We start from the raw sequence: 18,594 nt of genomic DNA on the forward strand, positions 1-18,594 counted from the left end.
ATCGACGCAACCGAACGCGACGATCGTGGTGCTCCGCGAGCGTTCCGGATCGAGCAATGTGTAACGATCGCTCGCGGGATCGAATTGAGCCCTCCCTCTCACCGGCGCGATTCGGATAGATTCTTCAAGCAATGGCGCGGTCGAACGGAGGGCGAACGGTGAGCAACGACGAGCCCGAGCCAACATCGCGTGACCCGCACGGTGATGCTGACCACTCCAATGGCGACGAGATGCCCGATTTCGAACTGCCCGAAGCGGAGGGATCTGTTCACGAGGCGAGCCCGCGAGAACGCCCAACCGATTCCATCCACGATGGCGCCGATCAATTTCGAGACCGCGTCGACAACGATCGTCACGGTCATGACCTGGGCGCCGATTCCATGTCCCGCCGCGAGGCGCGGGTGCTTCGCCGCCGGCGCGCGATCAAGCGCTTCACTGTTCCGACCGTCACGTTCTTCGCCGGCGTACTCGTGACGCTGCTGGCTCTCGTTGCGGTTCCTGCGATTCAATCGGTGGCCCAGCGGGGGAGCGAGGCGGAACTGCAGCGCGTTGTCGCCGAGTACATCGGGGCGCTCAATAATGGCGATTTCGCAGCTGCGAGCAACATGGTCGAGTTCGATGTGCAAGCCGCCGACGACTCAGTCGTTGCCGCAGGGGTCGTGCCCGATTACTTCGAGGGCCTCATCTGCAATGAACCTGTGATCAAGCAAACGAAGGCGGTGCTCGACTGCACTTTCGGGATCAGTGTCGGCGGGCTTCCCGCGCAGGTCCTGTTCCAGAGTGAAGGTGGGAGCTGGGAGATCAGTCAGGGTCTTGCGCGACCGGTGTCGTTCACGCAGGCGATCGTCCCGGTCGACTCGATTGACGGCGTGCCGATCCCCGACGAAGTTGTTGAAGGGCAACGGCAGATCTGGATGTACCCGGGGACGTACTACTACGAGGGAAAGATCCCGCCCGGGTTCCAGTCTTCGCCAGGATCTCAACCAGTGCTCAGCGTGTTCGACGGCTATGGCCAGGTGTGGGATTCGGTCGAGCCGACTCCCGAGGTCATCGAGGAGACGCGCGCTGCCGCGATCGCGTACATCGAAGCGTGTTCACTCGGCGTCGGCGACGGCTGCCCGAACATGGCGCCACCGGTCGAGGGTGAGACGTTCATGATCTACGACAATCAGATGACATCGACGTCAAACAGTGACGGGCGATTCTCGTTCACGTACTGGGTGGGCCGAACCGGGTACCCGCAGGCGTTGTACAAGTCGAATGTCCTCGTCTCCTTCGACGAGAATTACGACTACTACACGGTTACCGCCTTTCGCTAGGGCGGGGGCGTTCTCGCCTGCTTCGCTCGTGGAGCGCTGAGCGCAGGGCCGTGCATCGTGCGGCTTGCGTGGTGTGGGAGCCGAGGCCTCGCGATGCCGGACGGTTCGAAGAATCGTTGATGCGGAGAGTCGCCCGATGACCGTGAGTCATTCCCACTTGGCGGTGTCGGGGTCAACGCCGTGTGCGCGGGCATTCTCCTCGATGGCGGATCGAACCCATCGATTCAGGTTCGGTGCGACCGCGTTGTAATACATGCCGTCCTCACCGCTGTCCGTGTACAGGCGGCCCAGACAGACCTGCATTGCGTGCGAGCACGAGAACTGCTGGCTGACCCAGGCTCGGTGCGCTTCGGCAAGCTCGTTCGCTCGCGTCGAACCGGGCATCACGCCTTCGTGCATCGCCGCGGCCAGCGAATCCCCGAGCCGTGCGGTCTCGTCGGCAAAGCGCTGCCACTCGCTTGCACTGCGCTTCGAGGCGTTCTCCGCGTGCTCGGCCCAGGCCTCAGTGTCTCCCCATCGTTCTTCGGCGGCTGCGGCCCACTCTGGCTTCCAATGTGCTCCGAAGATTTCGACCTGCTCCTCAGCGGTGAGGGGGAGCCCGGCGTCCGCAACGTGCAGCATCTGATCGATCGCGGTGATCATTTCGGAGAACTCGGTGATGCGGGTGAGCAGGTGCGCTCGCTGGTCTCGCAGCGCCTGCGCGGACGCTCCGCCTTCGGAGTCGAGAATCGCGCGAATGTCCTCGAGCGAGAAGCCCAGTTCGCGGTAGAGCACGACGCGGTGGAGCCTGGCGACGTCGGCGGCGGCGTACTGGCGGTAGCCGCCGGCGCTTCGTTCACTTGCGGAGGCGACGCCGCTCGATTCCCAGTGCCGGAGCGTTCGCTCGGTCACGCCAAGTCGAGCGGCGACGGCACCGATGGTCCAGAGGGTCTCGCCCTGCTGGGAGTTCTCAGCGCCCGAATGCATACCTGCAAGTTTGGCAGCGGTGGACACGATCGCTCAGCCCTCGGTGTTCTGCGAGGCAGCTGGTGACGCCTCGGGGACATCGAAGCCGGCGTCCCTCAAGTACGTGGCTTCCTCACCTGCAGGGTCGAGTTCGCGTGCTGCGGTGAAAATGATGCGAGCGTTCTCCGGAGTGATGATTTCGAGCTCGATGGTGTTCCACGGCGTCGAGCGGGTTCCAGTCGTGCACGCGCTGTCGAAGGCTCGGCATCGATCGGCAATCGCTTCGATCTCCTGTGCGAGGCAAGCGAAACTGAAACTCGAAATCGGGATGTGGGGTTGAGTGGCCCCCGGCACCAGGAGGACGTCTTGAAACGCCCAGCGCCGAAGGTGCGTGAGTTGCCCGGGGATGGTGAATAGGTCGAAGAATCCGAGCACCTCCGTCCAGAACTCCGTCGAGGCTTTGAGATCCGAGGTCGGGAGCGTCGCGAACATCGGCATTCCATAGATGCCGCGATAGAGCTCGGGCGCGATCGCGCCCGGCCCCGGCGGCGGAACGGGACTAATTTCGAAGGCATTGAAGTTGTTCCTCATAACGACAAGGCTGCACCTTGACGTCGCGAGAAGGTCAAGTGCAGATCAGGTCAAGTGCAGATCAGGTCATGAGTATTCGAACAGGGAGCATCACGTGGGAGACCAGCCAGAGCCAGTCACGAAACAGCACGCCCTCGTCGACGAGGAGCAGGTCCGTCGCGCCGCTCGGCTCACCCCCTGGCCGCTCTGGCTGTACTTCGTCAACGCCCTCCTCATTACGGGTCTGGCGCTGACGCCTCTCCTCGGTGAGATGAGCCTGCAGGGATGGCTCGCAATCGGATTCGCCTTGACGGTGGCGAATGCAATCTCGACGTACCGATCCGGTGTGCCGTGGGCGCTGCCGATGAGTCGCGTGTTCCTCGGTGCGCTCGCGGTCGCAACTGCCCTCGTCGTCGCGGCCTTGATCGCGGGCATGGTCGGCGAAGAGCGCTGGCCGGTTGTCGTCTGCGCGCTCGCCGCAGGTGTGGTGTTCGCCCTCGGTTCTGCTGCGCACATTCGGCGAGCGAAGCGCTGAAACGCTCGATCGTCCACTTCTTTCCGTTTGCGTCCCCCGCAACTTTCAGGGCGGCTTCCCCGAGTTTTGCCGAATAACGCTGTCGATAAACGCTGCCGACCTGCGCGACGGCCTTGCGATTCGCGAAGAATGTAAGGATCCGGCCGTTCGCTCGTTAAAAGTGGAGAACAAGACAGTGATGACATAGCGCGTTTTCTCACCGAGAGAAACAACTTTGCGCGAGATGCATCCGCGTAAAGAATGGACGACCGAGTGCCCCGCTCAAGACTCAATTCCACGACCGCTCAGGCCGTGAACAAAAAGAAGACCGCCGCGTTTGTCGCGGCATTCTCAATCGCCCTTGCAGGCCTTGTAATCCCGCAGTTCGTCTCCTCGACGGAGACCGCCTCGGCCGCACCGGGCGACGCATTCGATCCAGCAGAACCAGCGATCTTCATCGCGCAACAGTCGCCGAGTCGCTTGCACCGTGCGGTCACAACCGGTGACGGCTCGTATGCCTTCCAAGACGAAGGTCTCGCCGCCAACTCGACCTACAACGCGGTCGGCTTCAACATGGCCGACAACTACCTCTACGGCATCGTGACAACCGTCAACAGCGCCTTCCCGCAGGGCTCATTGGTTCGCATCGGCGAGGGTAACGTCGTGACGCGAGTCGGAACCCAGATCTACACCCATCCCGCAACCGGGGCGGCTCGTTTTTTCTCCGGGGCGTTCAACCCTGAAGACGGATTGCTCTATGCCTCCGACTCCGCACCGAATACGACAATGCTCGCGATCGACGTGACCACCGGAGAGGTCGTCAACACGATCGACTTCGGCCAAGCTCCCGCGGTGCAAGACTTCGTGTTCAAGGACGGGTTCGCCTGGGGTATGAATATCGGCGGAGACATCCGCCGACTGAATATTCAGACCGGCGAGATCACGGTGTTTCCCGGTGCGGGCGTAGCCACCGCTGGGGGCTTCGGCGGTGCTTGGAACTTCGGAAACGGAAACCTCGGGTTCTCCTCCAACGGCACCGGCGATGTCGTCCAATTGCAGATCGACAACGGTGCCTCGAGCGCCCCGACATTCACGATCGTCTCGGTGACGCCTGGTCCTGGATCGACCCTGAACGATGGAGCTGCAATCCCCGGGCTTCCAGCCGATCTCACGATCGAGAAGTCCGCGGCGGCGACATTCTTGAGCGGTGAAACGCTCGAATACGAATTCACCGTGTCGAACGACGGTCTGGGCACCTCCAGCGGTTGGAGCATCGAAGACTCGCTGCCGGAGGGGGTGTCAAGCCCCGTCGTGACCGGTGATGTCACTGCGCAGATCAGTGGCAGCGACATCGTCCTGAGCGGTGGTCGGCTCACAAGCGGCGAATCCGCAACCTTCACGATCACCGTCGACACGGACGTCCCGGTCGGTGCGTGCGTGACCAACACGGCGAGTCTCATCGGAAACGAGGACGACCCAGACCTGACGAACAACACAGACTCCGCAACGAGCTGCGAAGCCTCGACACCGAACCTCACGGTCACGAAATCCGTCGACCCCGGATCCGGTACGACCGTCATCGCAGGGCAGGAACTCACGTACACGCTGAGCTTTGCCAACTCGGGCACAGCGAGCGCCGTCATCGATTGGACCGACAACCTCGCGGGAGTAACCGACGACGCGACGGTGAGTCAAGCGCCCACGTCATCGAATGAGGCGCTCTCGATCTCGGCCGTGTCCGACGAAGGGTTTGCGATCACCGGTGAGGTGCCGGCTGGCGAGACCTACACCGTCTCCTACAGTGTCGAGGTCAGGCCAAATGGTGATCGAGGTGACAACCTGCTCAGCAATTTCCTGCTCCCAAGGGGTGAGGCTCCAGCGGGTGCGTGTGCAGCGGATTCCGAGCTCTGCACCGTCAACCCGATTCCCGAGATCGATGTCGTGAAATCGGTTGAACCAGATTCGGGAACGACAGTCGCGCCGGGCGACAAGCTCGCGTACACCTTGACGTTCGCGAATTCCGGAACCGCACCCGGAGCAGTCGCCTTCGACGACGTGCTCACCGACATCCTCGACGACGCGACGATTTCCACCGAGCCCACCGTCGCAGATCCAGCGCTCGAGGTCAGCGCGCTCGTCGATGGTCGTTTTTCGGTCACTGGCTCGCTCGAGGCCGGGCGATCCGTCACGGTGACGTACTCGGTGATCGTCAATGATGCCGAGGAGCGGGGTAATGGCGTGCTCGCGAACTACTTGGTCGCGGCAGGGGCGATGCCCGGCGAGGAGTGCGCAGCGGCCTCGGATCGTTGCACGAACAACCCGGTTGGCTCTGGTGAGCCGGGTCAGACAGGCGGCCCCACCGAGCCGGTCGAGACCCCAGACCCAACTGATCCGACTGGTTCAGGCGAGCCCACGGGGCCGACGTCCCCGAGTCAATCAGGTCAGCCAGGCGAGCCTTCGGTGACGCCGGTTGTCGTGAATGCTCCGAATCCTTCGGGTACTGGTTCAGCGGGACTTCCCGTCACTGGCCAAGGGCTTGTGGGCATTGCGGCAATCCTCGGCCTGTTGCTTGCCGGAGCGGGCGCGGCGCTGGCGATGGTGCGACGGCGATCAGTGAATTAGCACAGAGAAGACGGGGACTCTTCGGCGAGAACGCCGAAGAGTCTCCGCATGTCCATGAACAGCGAACGTACGAATGAGGGTGAACGCGTGAGTCGCGAGGGTTTCGAACTTGGAGACCAGGAGCACGTTGCGAATCGGCGCGATACTTCAGCCGCGAATGCGCAGGGTATTTCGGGCGCAGAAATTGCAGCGCTTCGGCCATTCTTGACGAATGTTGCTCGCCGGTTCGAGAGTGTGGGTCTCTCCGCAGAAGACCTCGTCTCGACCGCAGTGCTGCGGCTGTATCAGAGCCTCGAGAAGGGTTCTGGGCAGGTCGACAACCTTGCGGCGTACCTCGTCACGTCGATGCGGAACGCTGCGATCGATTTCAATCGCTCGAGAAAATCGAGCGAGGTCACGATGGGTGATTTCTTCGAGGGTGAGTCCCCGTTCGACGTCGAAGATCGCACGACGACAGCGCGAGAGCGGATCGATCGTCATCGAGAGTACGCACTCGTGCATCAGGCCCTGCGACAACTCCCCGCGCAGCAGCAGCGTGTGCTCATCGATACGGCCGTGCACGAGATGAAACCGGCGGAGCTCGCTCAGAGCTACGGGGTTTCGGCGGGAACCCTTGCGGTCCGAGCGAATCGTGCTCGTTCGGCGCTGAAGATCGCGCTTCGGCGAGTCATCCTTGCGGAAACCGCGCACACGGAGTGCCAGCCCTATATCGAGGACCTCGCGAAATACGACGCTCCCAGTACTCGCGCCGCTTCGGCGCACCGCGAGTCTTGCGAATACTGCGAAGGCGCGCTCGAGAGGTTCCGTGCGATGCCGAGCTTGCTCGCCCTCGTGCCGGGCGCGATATTGACGGGCCTGGTGGTCGAGGCACTCGCGCCTGCCACGGCGGCGGCCGCCGCATCTGGTGCAGCAGTGAGTGCGCACGGTGGGGCGGCAGGCTCGGTCGCTCGTGAGGGTGCGAGCCAGGGAGCCAGAATCGCGGTCACGGCCGGGGCTGCGGTGGTGGCTGTTGGCGTTGTCATCGCCGGTGTCTTTGCATTCAGCAACACTTCTGCACCGAGTGACGAAGTCTTCGTTGCAGCGTCATCGCGCGATCGCTCGCCGACGTTGGCCCCGGAACTTGAAGCACCAACACCGAGCCCGAGCCCGACGTCCACCCGAGACACGTCTTCGACGTCGCCTGCAGGAATCGAGACGCAGTCGACGCCCGAACCTCCCGCGGCGACTCTGGAGACCGTGGAAATCTCGGTACCAGCGACTCCCGCGGTCGAGGCCTCACCGTTCCTCGCCCCGCCCGAGGCGCTCATTACATTCGATCCGGACGTGCCGCTCGCAGTCGAGAGCACGATCAGCGTCGACGGGCCAGCGCTCGAGCTCGCGATCCAGTTCGAGAATGCCGAGGGCATCACCGTCGACCAGATTGAGTTCACCCTCGATCCAGATGTCATCGTTCGAGAGGTCTCGGGCGGTTGGTCATGCTCATTCACTCAGGGTGACGGGACGTGTTCGCGGACCTCACCCGTGAATCAGCCCTTCGTTTTGCAGGCGCAGACCAGGTCTGGCGAGGTCGCAAGTGCTGCGTTTTCGGCGATCGTCCACGTGACCGATGCAGGTGAGAGCAAGCAGTTCAGTCTCAGTTCGCAGGGAATTCGTTAACCCGGGTCTCCTCCCACGGTCTTGCCGAGGATACCCCCAGGGGGTATGCTGGCGACATGATGAAGACCCCAGTGAAGCTCAGCGTGTTCGCGCTCGCGCTCCTCGCGCTCTTCGGAGGAAGCTACGCGCTCGGAGGTCTGCTCGTCCCGGAATCGCTGGTCGATGCATGGCGTGAGCAAGCAGTGCACGGAACTCCTGTGGAATTCGACTCGCCCGACGAAGAGCATTCGGGATCCCAAGACACAGAGGTGACGAACTCGGAAATGCCGGACTCCGAGCCGCCAGCGCATGGTGAGCCTGGAACGATCGATGCAACCGAAGGTGCAAAGACGCCATGACGACGAACAATGCTGCCGCAAAATCCAATATCGACCTCGAGATTGGCGGCATGACGTGCGCATCCTGCGCCATGCGCATCGAGAAGAAGTTGAACCGGCTCGACGGTGTCGAGGCGAGCGTCAACTATGCAACCGAGAAGGCGCGAGTTTCGGCGCCAGAAGGCTTTGACCCGGCGCTGCTGATCGCCGAGGTCGAGAAAACCGGATACTCGGCGACGTTGCCCCGGGCAATCGAGAGCGAAACGGCGGGGCCGACTGAGGACGCGAGTTTACGGACGCTCCGTCAGCGCGTGATCGGCAGCGTGATCCTGACCGTCCCAGTGATCCTGCTCGCCATGATCCCGGTCCTGCAGTTCGACTTCTGGCAGTGGGCCTCACTTGCGCTCGCGGCACCCGTAATCGTCTGGGGCGCCTGGCCGTTCCACCGTGCTGCCTGGATGAACCTTCGTCATGGCGCCGCCACTATGGACACGCTGATCTCCCTCGGAGTTTCGGCAGCGTTCGTGTGGTCCGTCTATGCGCTCTTCCTCGGTACCGCCGGGATGCCTGGCATGAGACATGTCTTTGAGTTCACGATCGCGCCGAGCGATGGCGCGGCGAACATCTACCTGGAGGTCGCAGCCGGCGTCACGATGTTCGTGCTGCTCGGCCGTTACTTCGAACAGCGTTCGAAGCGAAACGCGGGGGCGGCGCTGCGTGCACTGCTCGAGCTGGGCGCAAAAGAGGTCGCGGTACTGCGAGACGGGCGCGAATCGCTCGTGCCCGTCGGTGAACTCCGCGTTGGCGACGAGTTCATTGTGCGCCCGGGAGAGAAGATTGCGAGCGATGGAGTCGTCGTTGACGGCACCTCGGCAGTGGACGCTTCGCTGGTGACCGGAGAATCCGTGCCGATCGAGGTCTCGGTGGGCGACTCCGTGGTCGGCGCAACCGTCAACGAGGGCGGGCGCCTGCTCGTGCGTGCTTCAAGGGTCGGGGAGCAGACGCAGTTGGCGCAGATGGCGAAACTGGTCGAGGAAGCACAGTCGGGGAAGGCCGATGTGCAGCGCCTCGCCGACAGGATTTCCGGGGTCTTCGTCCCAATCGTGATCGGTATCGCGGTTGTGACCCTCGGCGCTTGGCTCGGCGCAGGATTCCCTCCGGTCGCCGCGTTCACGGCGGCGGTCGCCGTGTTGATCATTGCGTGTCCGTGTGCGCTCGGGCTCGCCACCCCGACCGCGCTGCTCGTCGGCACGGGGCGCGGGGCGCAGCTCGGGGTCCTGATCAAAGGTGCTGCGGTGCTCGAATCAACGCGTAAGGTCACGACGATCGTGCTCGACAAGACTGGAACCGTCACGACCGGGAAGATGGCACTGCAGGGTGTCGTCGCGGCTCGCGATGTCGCTGCGGAGGACGTACTGCGTCTGGCCGGAGCGGTCGAGCACTCATCGGAGCACCCGATTGCACGCGCGATTGCGGGAGCGGCGGCGGAACGGTTCGGCACGCATGCCGCAGTGACGGACTTCAAGAATGAAGCGGGCCGAGGTGTCCGGGGCACAGTCGATGGGCGAGCGGTGACGGTTGGCTCGGCTCGAATCATGAACGAACTCGGCATCTCGATCGACGAAGAGATCGCGTCTGCACAGCAAGAGGCAGAAGGCGAAGGCTCGACCGCGGTGCTCGTCGCATGGGAGAACGCGGTGCGAGGCCTGCTCGTCGTCAGCGACACCGTCAAGGAATCGAGTGCGCAGGCGATAGAACAGTTGCGGGCACTCGGGTTGACGCCCATCCTGCTCACGGGAGATAACGCGGCGGTTGCGAACAAGGTCGCAGGATTGGTCGGGATCGACACGGTCATCGCGGATGTGCTCCCGGCCGACAAGGTTGCGGCCGTGCAGCGGCTGCAAGCGGAGGGTCAAGTGGTTGCGATGGTGGGCGATGGTGTCAATGACGCTGCGGCACTCGCACAGGCGGACCTCGGAATCTCCCTCGGCTCGGGGGCGGATGTCGCGATCGAAGCATCCGACCTCACGCTCGTTCGAGACGATCTGCGGGTCGCGGCCGACGCGATTCGGCTGGCGCGCAAGACGTTCGCAACGATCCGCTCGAACCTCTTCTGGGCCTTCGCCTACAACGTTGCAGCGATCCCGCTCGCGGCGCTCGGTCTGCTGAACCCGATGTTGGCAGGAGCCGCGATGGCCTTGTCGAGTGTCTTCGTCGTCTCGAACAGCTTGCGGTTACGGCGTTTCCGCTCGGCCGTCGCCGCTACCTGACCGATAAGGGCGAATTCACTCGACTTCGTTCTCTACGTATGTAAATATATTCGTATGCACGCAGATAACGATGAACGGATCGTCGGCGACGAGGCGACGACGGCGGTCGCGGTCGAGATCTTCTCGCTCCTGGCCGACGCAACTCGGTTGAACATCCTGATCGCGCTGCAAGACGGAGAACTTCCGGTTGGCGTGATCGCGGATCAAGTCGGGAAGTCTGGCGCTGCGGTCTCGCAGCACCTCGCGAAACTTCGCATGAGCCGGGTGGTTTCAACCAGGCATGAAGGCGTCCGAGTGTTCTATCGGCTGAGCAACGAGCATGCGATCGACCTCATCAGGCTCGCATTCTTCCAAGCCGAGCATGCGCTCGATTCGCCGGTCACGCATATCGATCGAGATCCGAACCGCGCATGAGTGCCGGCCACGATCACGGCGCCAAAACGAGCAACACCACGCGGCTCGCGATCGCATTCTCGATCACGGCGCTCGTTGTCGTCGCACAAGCGGTCGGAGCGGTGATCACCGGGAGCCTTGCGCTGCTCGTCGATACTGCGCACATGCTCACCGACTCGATCGGGCTTCTCATGGCCCTCATTGCAGCCCATCTCATGCGGCGGCCTGCCACTTCGAAGCACTCCTGGGGATTTCGGCGGGCTGAGGTGCTGAGCGCGCTCGCGCAATCGGCGTTGCTGTTCGGCGTCGGAATCTTCGCGCTCGTCGAAGGCGTTCGCCGACTGTTCGAGACCCCTGAGGTGCCCTCTGGCAGCCTGCTCTTCTTCGGAATCATCGGACTCGTCGCGAACATCATCGCGATCCTCGTCCTGGTCGCCAAACGCAGCGACAACCTCAATATGCGGGCCGCCTTCCTCGAGGTGTTGAACGATGCGCTCGGCTCGATCGCGGTCATCGTCAGCGCCGTGCTCATCGGGATGTTCGGCTGGTATCAAGCCGACCCGATCGCCGGAATCTTGATCGCGCTGCTCATCATCCCGCGCACGGTCATCCTCCTTCGAGCGAGCTTCGGTGTGCTCCTCGAGACGACGCCAAAAGGGCTCGACATCGATCAGGTGCGCGAGCACATTCTGCGTCTGCCTCGGGTGGTTGAAGTGCACGATCTCCACATCACCCGGATCTCATCGGACCTGCCCGTCCTCACCGCCCACGTGATCGTGGAGGATGAGTGCTTTGCGGACGGCTATGCCGCTGCGATCCTCCCAAAACTCCAGTCGTGCGTTGCTGAGCATTTCCCAGTCAGCATCGAGCATTCGACGTTCCAGATCGAACCCGCCAGTCACAGCGCTGCGGAGCACATCCCGCACTCGTAGCGGCTCGATCATTGCCGATTTGCGCAACGGCATTGGAGGCGAAAGAGGCGCAATGGCACCGCGCCCGTGATCAAAGCGGACACATGAACAGGTGCAATAGCATCGGTCCCATTGCGACAAGTTCTCGCGGAAGTAAGGAGCCCATTGATGTCTGAAACCGGTCGCGAGCACCAAGAGGTCGAGCAGACGACGCAATTGTTCGGCGAGCTCCTGCGGCGGCTCAATGGTGATCCGCTCGAGACCGAAGGTGCTCCGAGGCTCGAAGAAGAGTTGAAGAACCTCCAGCAAACGCTCGTGCGGTTTCGTCAGCTGTATAAGTTCGCGATCGACGAGGTCCTCACGAAGATTAATATTCTGCGAGAAGAATTCGAGAATACGAACGATTACAGTCCGATTGAGCACGTGAACTCTCGCATGAAATCAATGGAGAGCCTGCTCTCGAAGGTCGTGCGCACCGACTGCCCTCCCGATCTCGATTCCGTTCGCGATCGGATTCGCGACATTGCCGGAATCCGTGTCACCTGCTCTTTTGAAGCCGACGTCTACCGGATCGCTGAGATCTTGAGCAATCAGCCGGATATCACCGTCGTGGAGATCAAGGACTATGTGAAGGCGCCGAAGCCGAACGGCTACAAGAGTCTGCACCTCATCGTGCAGATTCCGGTGTTCCTGTCGACCGGCTCAGAACTCGTTTACGTCGAGATCCAGATCCGCACCATTGCGATGGACTTCTGGGCGAGTCTCGAACACAAGATCTATTACAAGTTCGACCGAGATGTTCCCGCAGAGATTCTTGCCGAGCTCAAGAATGCAGCCGACACCGCGCACGAACTCGATCAGCGGATGGCGCGGCTCCGCGCGCAGGTCAACGATCTCCCCGAGAGCCCAACGCTCTACTCCGCGTAGCGATCCGGTCACTCGAACCGTGGCACTCGAACCAGTGCGCTGGAACCGTGCCACTCGAACCGTGCCACTCGAACCGGAGCGCTGGAACCGCGATTCTCGATTCGCGATTCTCGATTCTCCGTTCTCGATTCGCGATCGGGTGCTTCGCTATATGCAATGCAGCCAGATCGACCGTGGGAACATTGAACTTTGGTGAATTCTGCAAAGGCGGTCCGAATGAGTGTCGACGGTTCAGTCATCGAGCGGGTGTACAACGACGTGCTTCGTCGGAACCCGGGCGAGCAAGAATTTCACCAAGCGGTCCGAGAAGTCTTCGATTCGCTCGATCGTGTCATTGCGAAGAACCCGCGGTATGCGGACGAGTCAATTCTCGAACGAATTTGCGAACCCGAACGTCAGATCATTTTCCGAGTGCCGTGGGTCGACGATCAGGGTGTCGTGCAGATCAACCGTGGATTCCGCGTGCAATTCAACTCTGCGCTCGGCCCGTACAAGGGTGGGCTGCGATTCCACCCGAGCGTGCTGCTCGGCACCGTCAAATTCTTGGGGTTCGAACAGATCTTCAAGAATGCCCTCACCGGCATGCCCATCGGCGGCGGCAAAGGCGGGAGCGACTTCGACCCCAAAGGCAAGAGCGATGCCGAGGTCATGCGGTTCTGCCAGTCGTTCATGACCGAGGCCTATCGGCACATCGGCGAGTACACCGATGTGCCAGCCGGTGACATCGGTGTTGGCGGCCGTGAAATCGGCTACCTCTTCGGTCAGTACAAGCGAATCTCGAACCGATACGAGTCGGGTGTCCTCACCGGCAAGGGCACCTCCTGGGGCGGTTCACTGGTGCGCACAGAAGCCACCGGGTACGGGCTCGTCTACTTCACCCAGCACATGATGGAGGCAACGGGCCGATCGCTCGAGGGTGCTCGCGTGCTCGTTTCCGGCTCGGGGAACGTTGCGATGAATGCAATCGACAAAGTGCACGCGCTCGGCGGCACCGTCGTGGGCGTCTCCGACTCGAGCGGTGCGGTGTATGACAGCGAGGGTATCGACCTCGACCTCTTGAAAACCGTGAAGCTCGAACGCCGTGCGCGCCTCAGCGAATACGCGAACGAGCGTGGCGCGGAGTTCCGTGAGGGCTCGAACGTCTGGCAGATCGCCGACTCGACACAGATCGACATCGCGCTGCCATGTGCAACGCAGAACGAACTCGACGAAGCCGACGCCGCGCTGCTCATCAAGTCCGGCGTCACCTCGGTCGCGGAAGGTGCGAACATGCCGACGACGCCGAGCGCGACGGTCGCCTTCCGCGAATCTCAGGTGCTCTTCGCTCCCGGGAAGGCAGCGAACGCTGGCGGTGTCGCGACCTCGGCTCTCGAAATGCAGCAGAACGCCTCGCGCGACTCCTGGACCTTCGAATACACCGAGGCGCGCCTCGCCGAGATCATGCACGGCATTCACGAGCGTTGCGCGCAAACTGCTGACGAGTACGGTGCCCCGGGTGACTACGTGGTCGGAGCGAACATCGCCGGATTCCTTCCCGTCGCAGACGCGATGCTCGCGCTCGGTGTGATCTAGCGCCTACTCCTCGGCCCAGCTTGCGTGGATCCGCTTGCGCGTTTCGGGAATGCAGAGCGGAGCGCGTGCGCTGCATTCTGCGGACCCATACGACAATCGCAGGAGACACGACTTTGGCTGGACTGTTCGATCCCATCACCGTTGGCAACCACGAGTTCAAGAACCGGCTCTGGGTTCCTGCAATGTGCATGTATTCCTCCATGGAGGAAGACGGTATGCCAGGCCAATGGCACCTCGTGCACTACGGCCAGTTCGCGCTCGGCGGCGCTGCGCTGACAATCGTCGAGGCCACCTCGGTCGTGCCAGAGGGGCGTATCTCGCCACGTGACACCGGAATCTGGAACGACGAGCAAGCCGCCGCATGGAAGCGCATCACCGATTTCGTGCACGCACAGGGTGCCGCGATCGGAATCCAACTCGCGCACGCGGGGCGCAAGGCCGGCGTGTACGCGCCGTGGGGTGAGACGCAGCGCGGTCCGGTGCCGCTCGAGGATGGCGGATGGACCCCGTTCGGTCCGGGCGAGGAAGCCTACCCGGGCCTGGCTGAGCCCGCAGCGCTCGACGAAGCCGGTATCCGCGACGTCATTACGGCATTCGCCGAGGCGGCGAAGCGCTCAGTGACCGCCGGATTCGATGTCATCGAAATCCACGCCGCGCACGGGTACCTGATTCATCAGTTCCTTTCGCCGCTGAGCAATACCCGCGAGGACGAGTGGGGCGGCTCCTTCGAGAACAGGACGCGGCTTCTCCGCGAGATCGTTCGCGAGGTCCGAGCCGCGGCTCCTGAGGTCACGCTGTTCGTTCGATTCTCCGCGAGCGATTGGCTCCCGGGCGGGTGGGACATCGACCAGACTCGCCAGGCCGCATTGATCGCGGTCGACGAAGGCGCTGACTTCTTCGACATCTCTTCCGGTGGGAACGCGCCGGCGACGATTCCCCTCGAACCCGGCTACCAGGTGCCGTTCGCGGCAGCAATCTCCGACGACGTCAACGTCGCAGCGGTCGGACTCATCACACAGGCTGAGCAGGCGCAGGAAATCGTGAGCTCCGGGAAGGCGCATGCGGTGTTCGTCGGTCGCGCGGCGCTCGCGAACCCGCACTTCGCGCTGAACTTTGCGCATGAACTCGGCGTCGACAAGGGGCTTTGGCCCGGGCAGTACGAACGCGCCGTGTAGCAGCAGTTCGACTCGCGTCCGATGGCCACCACTGAGATCAGTGGTGGCCATCGGCTTTCCTGCCGCTGTGGGGTGCGCCTGAATCGTCGATGACGCCTGAATCGTCGTGACGCCTGAATCGTCCATGACTCCCCGATGATTGCGATCGGCCGACACTCCCGGACCTGTGCGCCGTCTATTCTGTTCAAATGCACGAGATTGCGACTGAAACCACACTGATCGTCGTAATCGGGATCATCACCGTTGGTTTGGTCGCGATGTTCGCAAAACGTATCGGCATTGCAGCACCGCTGTTGCTCGTCGTGGTCGGCGCCGGCCTGAGCCTCGTGCCCGCGATCCCCTCCGTGGTGATCTCGCCAGACATCATCCTGACGGTCATCCTTCCACCCCTGCTTTACACGGCAGCCTTGTCGGTGCCAGCGGTCGAGTTCCGAAGAAACCTCCGAGTGATCCTGTTGCTCTCGGTCGTACTCGTCGTCGTCAGTGCGTTCGCGGTGGCGGCCGTGGTCAACCTGATCTGGCCGGCCGTTGGTTTTGCCATTTGCCTCGCACTTGGCGCGGTCGTCGCTCCGCCCGACGCCGTCGCGGCAACCTCAATCGCAAAACGGCTCGGCTTGCCACCTCGCCTCGTGACGATTCTCGAAGGTGAGGGGCTCGTCAACGACGCGACTGCGCTCGTCCTGCTCTCGACGGCGATTGCCGCAGCGACCGCGAGCGGCGAAGCCAGCGGCGGAGAAGCGCTCGGTGCCTTCGCATATTCAGTGGCGGTCGCAGCGCTCATCGGCTACGTCGTCGCCCGACTCATCCTGATCGTTCGCTCGCGGATCGCCGACGGCACGCTCGACATCGCAGTCTCGCTCACCGCGCCATTCCTCGCGTTCTTGCCCGCTGAGGAGGCGAACGCATCGGGAGTGATCGCCGTCGTCGTCGCCGGGATTTTCGTCGGGAACCGCGGTCAGTCGCGCATCCTCGCCGCACGCCGCCTTGCTGAGCGCAACACCTGGCAGGCCTTCACCTTCATCGTGGAGAACGGCGTCTTCCTGCTGATGGGTATGCAGTTGCCCGTGGTCGTCATGGCGGTGAGTAGTTCAGACCCGGGCGCGCTCGCGACCATCGGTGTCGCGCTCCTCATTTGCGTGCTCCTCGTGGCGGTCAGGTATGCGATGCTGCCGATCCTGTTCTTCGTGCTGCGCAGAAGTTTGCAGAAACTCGAGCGGCAAACCGATCGCGCGGAGAAGTTCTCGCCGATTGTCGAGCAGCGTCTCGCCGAAGACGAACGCCTGCGCTCGCGAGTCGGAAGCTTCCGGCGTCGACTCGAGCTCTCCCAGAACGACCTCACTGCCCTTCGTGACCAGAAGCTCGGGATGCGAGACGGGATCGCACTCGGCTGGGCCGGCATGCGAGGAGTCGTCACTGTGGCTGCGGTGCAGACCTTGCCTCGGGACCATGACATGTACCCGCAACTCGTGCTCGTCGGCTTCGCGATTGCAGTGGTCACGCTCCTCGTGCAGGGCGGCACGCTCCCGCTGCTCATCAAGCTCCTCGGGATTCAAAGAGACTCTCGGGCCGAAGAGGCAAATGAGGTGGCGGTGCTGATGCGTCAGAATTCCGACATCGGTCGCAAGACCATTGCCGATCTCGGCGCGGCGCAAGGCGTCGATGAGGCGCTGATCGCCCGGGCACAGCAGGGTGAAGCGACTTCTGCGAACTGGATGGAACTCGTTGCGAGTTCCGATCCCGAAGACGAGAACAGCGATGCAGCCGTCATTCGACGACTTCGCATCGCGGCGGTCGATGCGAAGCGAGCCGAACTGGCACACCACCGTGGCCTCGGTGGGTTCTCTTCCGAGGCGATTGCGGCAGCACAGCACGCGCTCGATTCGGAAGAGATCGCGATCCGCGCTGAATTCAACGAAGACTGAGCGAGGTCACGGTCACGTCCGACCTTGACCGATCGGGGCGACCATGGTTCAGGCTTGGAAGACCTTGCCGGGATTCAGGATGCCCTGTGGATCGAACACGCCCTTGATCTGTCGTTGCAGATCGAGTTGGCGTGCACCGAGCTCCTGGCCGAGCCACTGACGCTTCAGGACGCCGACGCCGTGCTCGCCCGTCAGGGTTCCACCGAGGCTCAGCGCTCCAGTGAAGATGTCGTTGGCGGCTGCCCAGATTTCGGGCGACGGTGTCTCGCCTTCGAAGACGAAGCAGGGGTGCAGGTTGCCGTCACCGGCGTGTGCGGTCGTTGCAACGGTCACCCCGTGCCTCGCCGCCGCCTGTTCGCAGATCTCGAACATCTCGGGGAGTCGTGAGCGGGGAACTGCGACGTCTTCGACGAGCACTGTGCCGAAGCGTTCCATCGCGAAGTGCACTTGCCGTCGAACCTGCACCAGGAATTCACTCCGCTCCGGGTCGGTGGTGAGTTCCGCGTTTCCGCCATGCGAATGCAGCACGCTCAGCGCTGCGTTTGCGCTCGCCGTTGCAGTGATGTCGTCGAACTGGAGCAGGACGAACGCGTTGCCCCGTGCCGAGAGATGTTCTCCCGTGTACTCGCTCAGCATGCGGAGCGGCGTGCGGGTGACGAGCTCCATGATGGCGGGCTGGATTCTGCTCGCGGTGATCGCCGCACATGCCTTCGCGGCGTCGACTTCTTCCGCGAAGAACGCGCCGATCGTGACGACCGGGTTCGTGTTGAGCTGCCGCAGTTTGAGTGTCGCCGCGACGATGACCCCGAGGGTCCCTTCGCTTCCGATCATGAGAGCGCACAGATCGAGACCCGTCACGCCTTTGACCGTGCGATGCCCGACCGTGATGAGGTCGCCGTTTGCGAGGACGACATCGAGCGAGAGCACTGCCTCGCGGGTGACGCCGTATTTTGCGCACAAGAGCCCGCCCGCGTTGGTCGCGATGTTGCCGCCGACCGAGGAGATGTTCTTACTCGCGGGGTCTGGAGCCCACCAGAGCCCGTGTGGTTCAAGCGCCGCATTCAGTGCCGCGTTGAGGATGCCAGGTTCGACGACGGCGAGCTGGTCGGCGGCATTGATCTCGATGATCTCCTGCATGCGAGCGAGCGAGAGCGAGATCTCACCGAGTCCGGTGTTGGCGGCCCCGGCAAGACCAGTGCCGGCGCCGCGAGGCACGACAGGCACCGCGTGCGCGGATGCAACTCGCATCACTGCTTGGACATCCGTGACCTGCTCGGCGTGCACCACACAGAGGGGCAGCCCGGGTGCAACGTGGCCGGAGTAGTCCGATCGCGCGGCTTCCAGGGCCTCGGGCGATTCGTCGACGATGTGCGATCGCTCGCCGAGCGCCTCCCGGAGCGCGCTCAGTGCCTCGACCGCGCTCGCGGTGGGCGGTTCCGCCTTGTCAGATGACGGCGTCGCGAAGCTCGGCGTCTCCATGA

The 18,594-nt window shown here is 62.8% G+C and carries 15 protein-coding genes; 12 read left to right on the top strand and 3 right to left on the bottom strand.

From position 1 onward, the window contains the following. Positions 1-131 precede the first annotated feature (131 nt). The gene (locus U2H20_RS09880) at positions 132-1,319 is read left to right on the top strand and encodes a hypothetical protein (protein WP_430592115.1); all 1,188 of its coding nucleotides are present in this window, start codon (positions 132-134) and stop codon (positions 1,317-1,319) included. 147 nt (positions 1,320-1,466) lie between these two features. Here the strand turns inward: U2H20_RS09880 and U2H20_RS09885 are convergent, their stop codons facing one another. Together U2H20_RS09885 and U2H20_RS09890 are read right to left on the bottom strand one after the other, a co-directional pair. After that, positions 1,467-2,285, bottom strand: a complete 819-nt coding sequence (locus tag U2H20_RS09885; RefSeq protein ID WP_430592116.1) for a MerR family transcriptional regulator — start codon at positions 2,283-2,285, stop codon at positions 1,467-1,469. Between the two features lie 33 nt (positions 2,286-2,318). Continuing rightward, on the bottom strand, positions 2,319-2,855 hold the full coding sequence (locus U2H20_RS09890; protein WP_430592117.1) for a VOC family protein: 537 nt from the start codon (positions 2,853-2,855) through the stop codon (positions 2,319-2,321). A gap of 94 nt (positions 2,856-2,949) precedes the next feature. Between U2H20_RS09890 and U2H20_RS09895 the strand changes: the two genes are divergently transcribed. From U2H20_RS09895 to U2H20_RS09945, 11 genes are all read left to right on the top strand, one after another. Further along, complete coding sequence (locus U2H20_RS09895; protein WP_430592118.1) at positions 2,950-3,369, top strand: hypothetical protein; 420 nt, start codon at positions 2,950-2,952, stop codon at positions 3,367-3,369. 291 nt (positions 3,370-3,660) lie between these two features. Next, complete coding sequence (locus U2H20_RS09900; RefSeq protein WP_430592119.1) at positions 3,661-5,970, top strand: DUF6923 family protein; 2,310 nt, start codon at positions 3,661-3,663, stop codon at positions 5,968-5,970. Between the two features lie 48 nt (positions 5,971-6,018). Further along, the gene (locus U2H20_RS09905) at positions 6,019-7,626 is read left to right on the top strand and encodes a sigma-70 family RNA polymerase sigma factor (RefSeq protein ID WP_430592120.1); all 1,608 of its coding nucleotides are present in this window, start codon (positions 6,019-6,021) and stop codon (positions 7,624-7,626) included. 56 nt (positions 7,627-7,682) lie between these two features. Then, entirely contained in the window at positions 7,683-7,964 is a 282-nt protein-coding gene (locus U2H20_RS09910) for a hypothetical protein (protein WP_430592121.1), read from the top strand. Continuing rightward, complete coding sequence (locus tag U2H20_RS09915; RefSeq protein WP_430592122.1) at positions 7,961-10,213, top strand: heavy metal translocating P-type ATPase; 2,253 nt, start codon at positions 7,961-7,963, stop codon at positions 10,211-10,213. The genes U2H20_RS09910 and U2H20_RS09915 overlap by 4 nt, the downstream gene beginning before the upstream one ends. Before the next feature lie 54 nt (positions 10,214-10,267). Further along, positions 10,268-10,627 (top strand): ArsR/SmtB family transcription factor, encoded by a 360-nt coding sequence (locus U2H20_RS09920; protein WP_430592123.1) that lies wholly within the window; start codon positions 10,268-10,270, stop codon positions 10,625-10,627. Further along, a complete protein-coding gene (locus tag U2H20_RS09925) occupies positions 10,624-11,538 on the top strand; it encodes a cation diffusion facilitator family transporter (RefSeq protein ID WP_430592124.1) in 915 nt (304 codons plus the stop codon). Before U2H20_RS09920 ends, U2H20_RS09925 begins: the two co-directional genes overlap by 4 nt. A 147-nt stretch (positions 11,539-11,685) precedes the next feature. Continuing rightward, positions 11,686-12,444 (top strand): GTP pyrophosphokinase, encoded by a 759-nt coding sequence (locus tag U2H20_RS09930; protein ID WP_430592125.1) that lies wholly within the window; start codon positions 11,686-11,688, stop codon positions 12,442-12,444. A gap of 216 nt (positions 12,445-12,660) precedes the next feature. Continuing rightward, complete coding sequence (gdhA, locus tag U2H20_RS09935; protein WP_430592126.1) at positions 12,661-14,016, top strand: NADP-specific glutamate dehydrogenase; 1,356 nt, start codon at positions 12,661-12,663, stop codon at positions 14,014-14,016. A gap of 113 nt (positions 14,017-14,129) precedes the next feature. Continuing rightward, the gene (locus U2H20_RS09940) at positions 14,130-15,191 is read left to right on the top strand and encodes an NADH:flavin oxidoreductase/NADH oxidase (RefSeq protein ID WP_430592127.1); all 1,062 of its coding nucleotides are present in this window, start codon (positions 14,130-14,132) and stop codon (positions 15,189-15,191) included. 188 nt (positions 15,192-15,379) lie between these two features. Next, complete coding sequence (locus U2H20_RS09945) at positions 15,380-17,113, top strand: cation:proton antiporter (protein ID WP_430592128.1); 1,734 nt, start codon at positions 15,380-15,382, stop codon at positions 17,111-17,113. A gap of 48 nt (positions 17,114-17,161) precedes the next feature. Here U2H20_RS09945 and U2H20_RS09950 read toward each other — a convergent pair whose 3' ends face one another. Further along, on the bottom strand, positions 17,162-18,592 hold the full coding sequence (locus U2H20_RS09950) for an FAD-binding oxidoreductase (protein WP_430592129.1): 1,431 nt from the start codon (positions 18,590-18,592) through the stop codon (positions 17,162-17,164). Positions 18,593-18,594: the final 2 nt, after the last annotated feature.

The sequence above is a fragment of the Humidisolicoccus flavus genome, assembly GCF_045689595.1.
Lineage (GTDB): Bacteria > Actinomycetota > Actinomycetes > Actinomycetales > Microbacteriaceae > Humidisolicoccus > Humidisolicoccus flavus.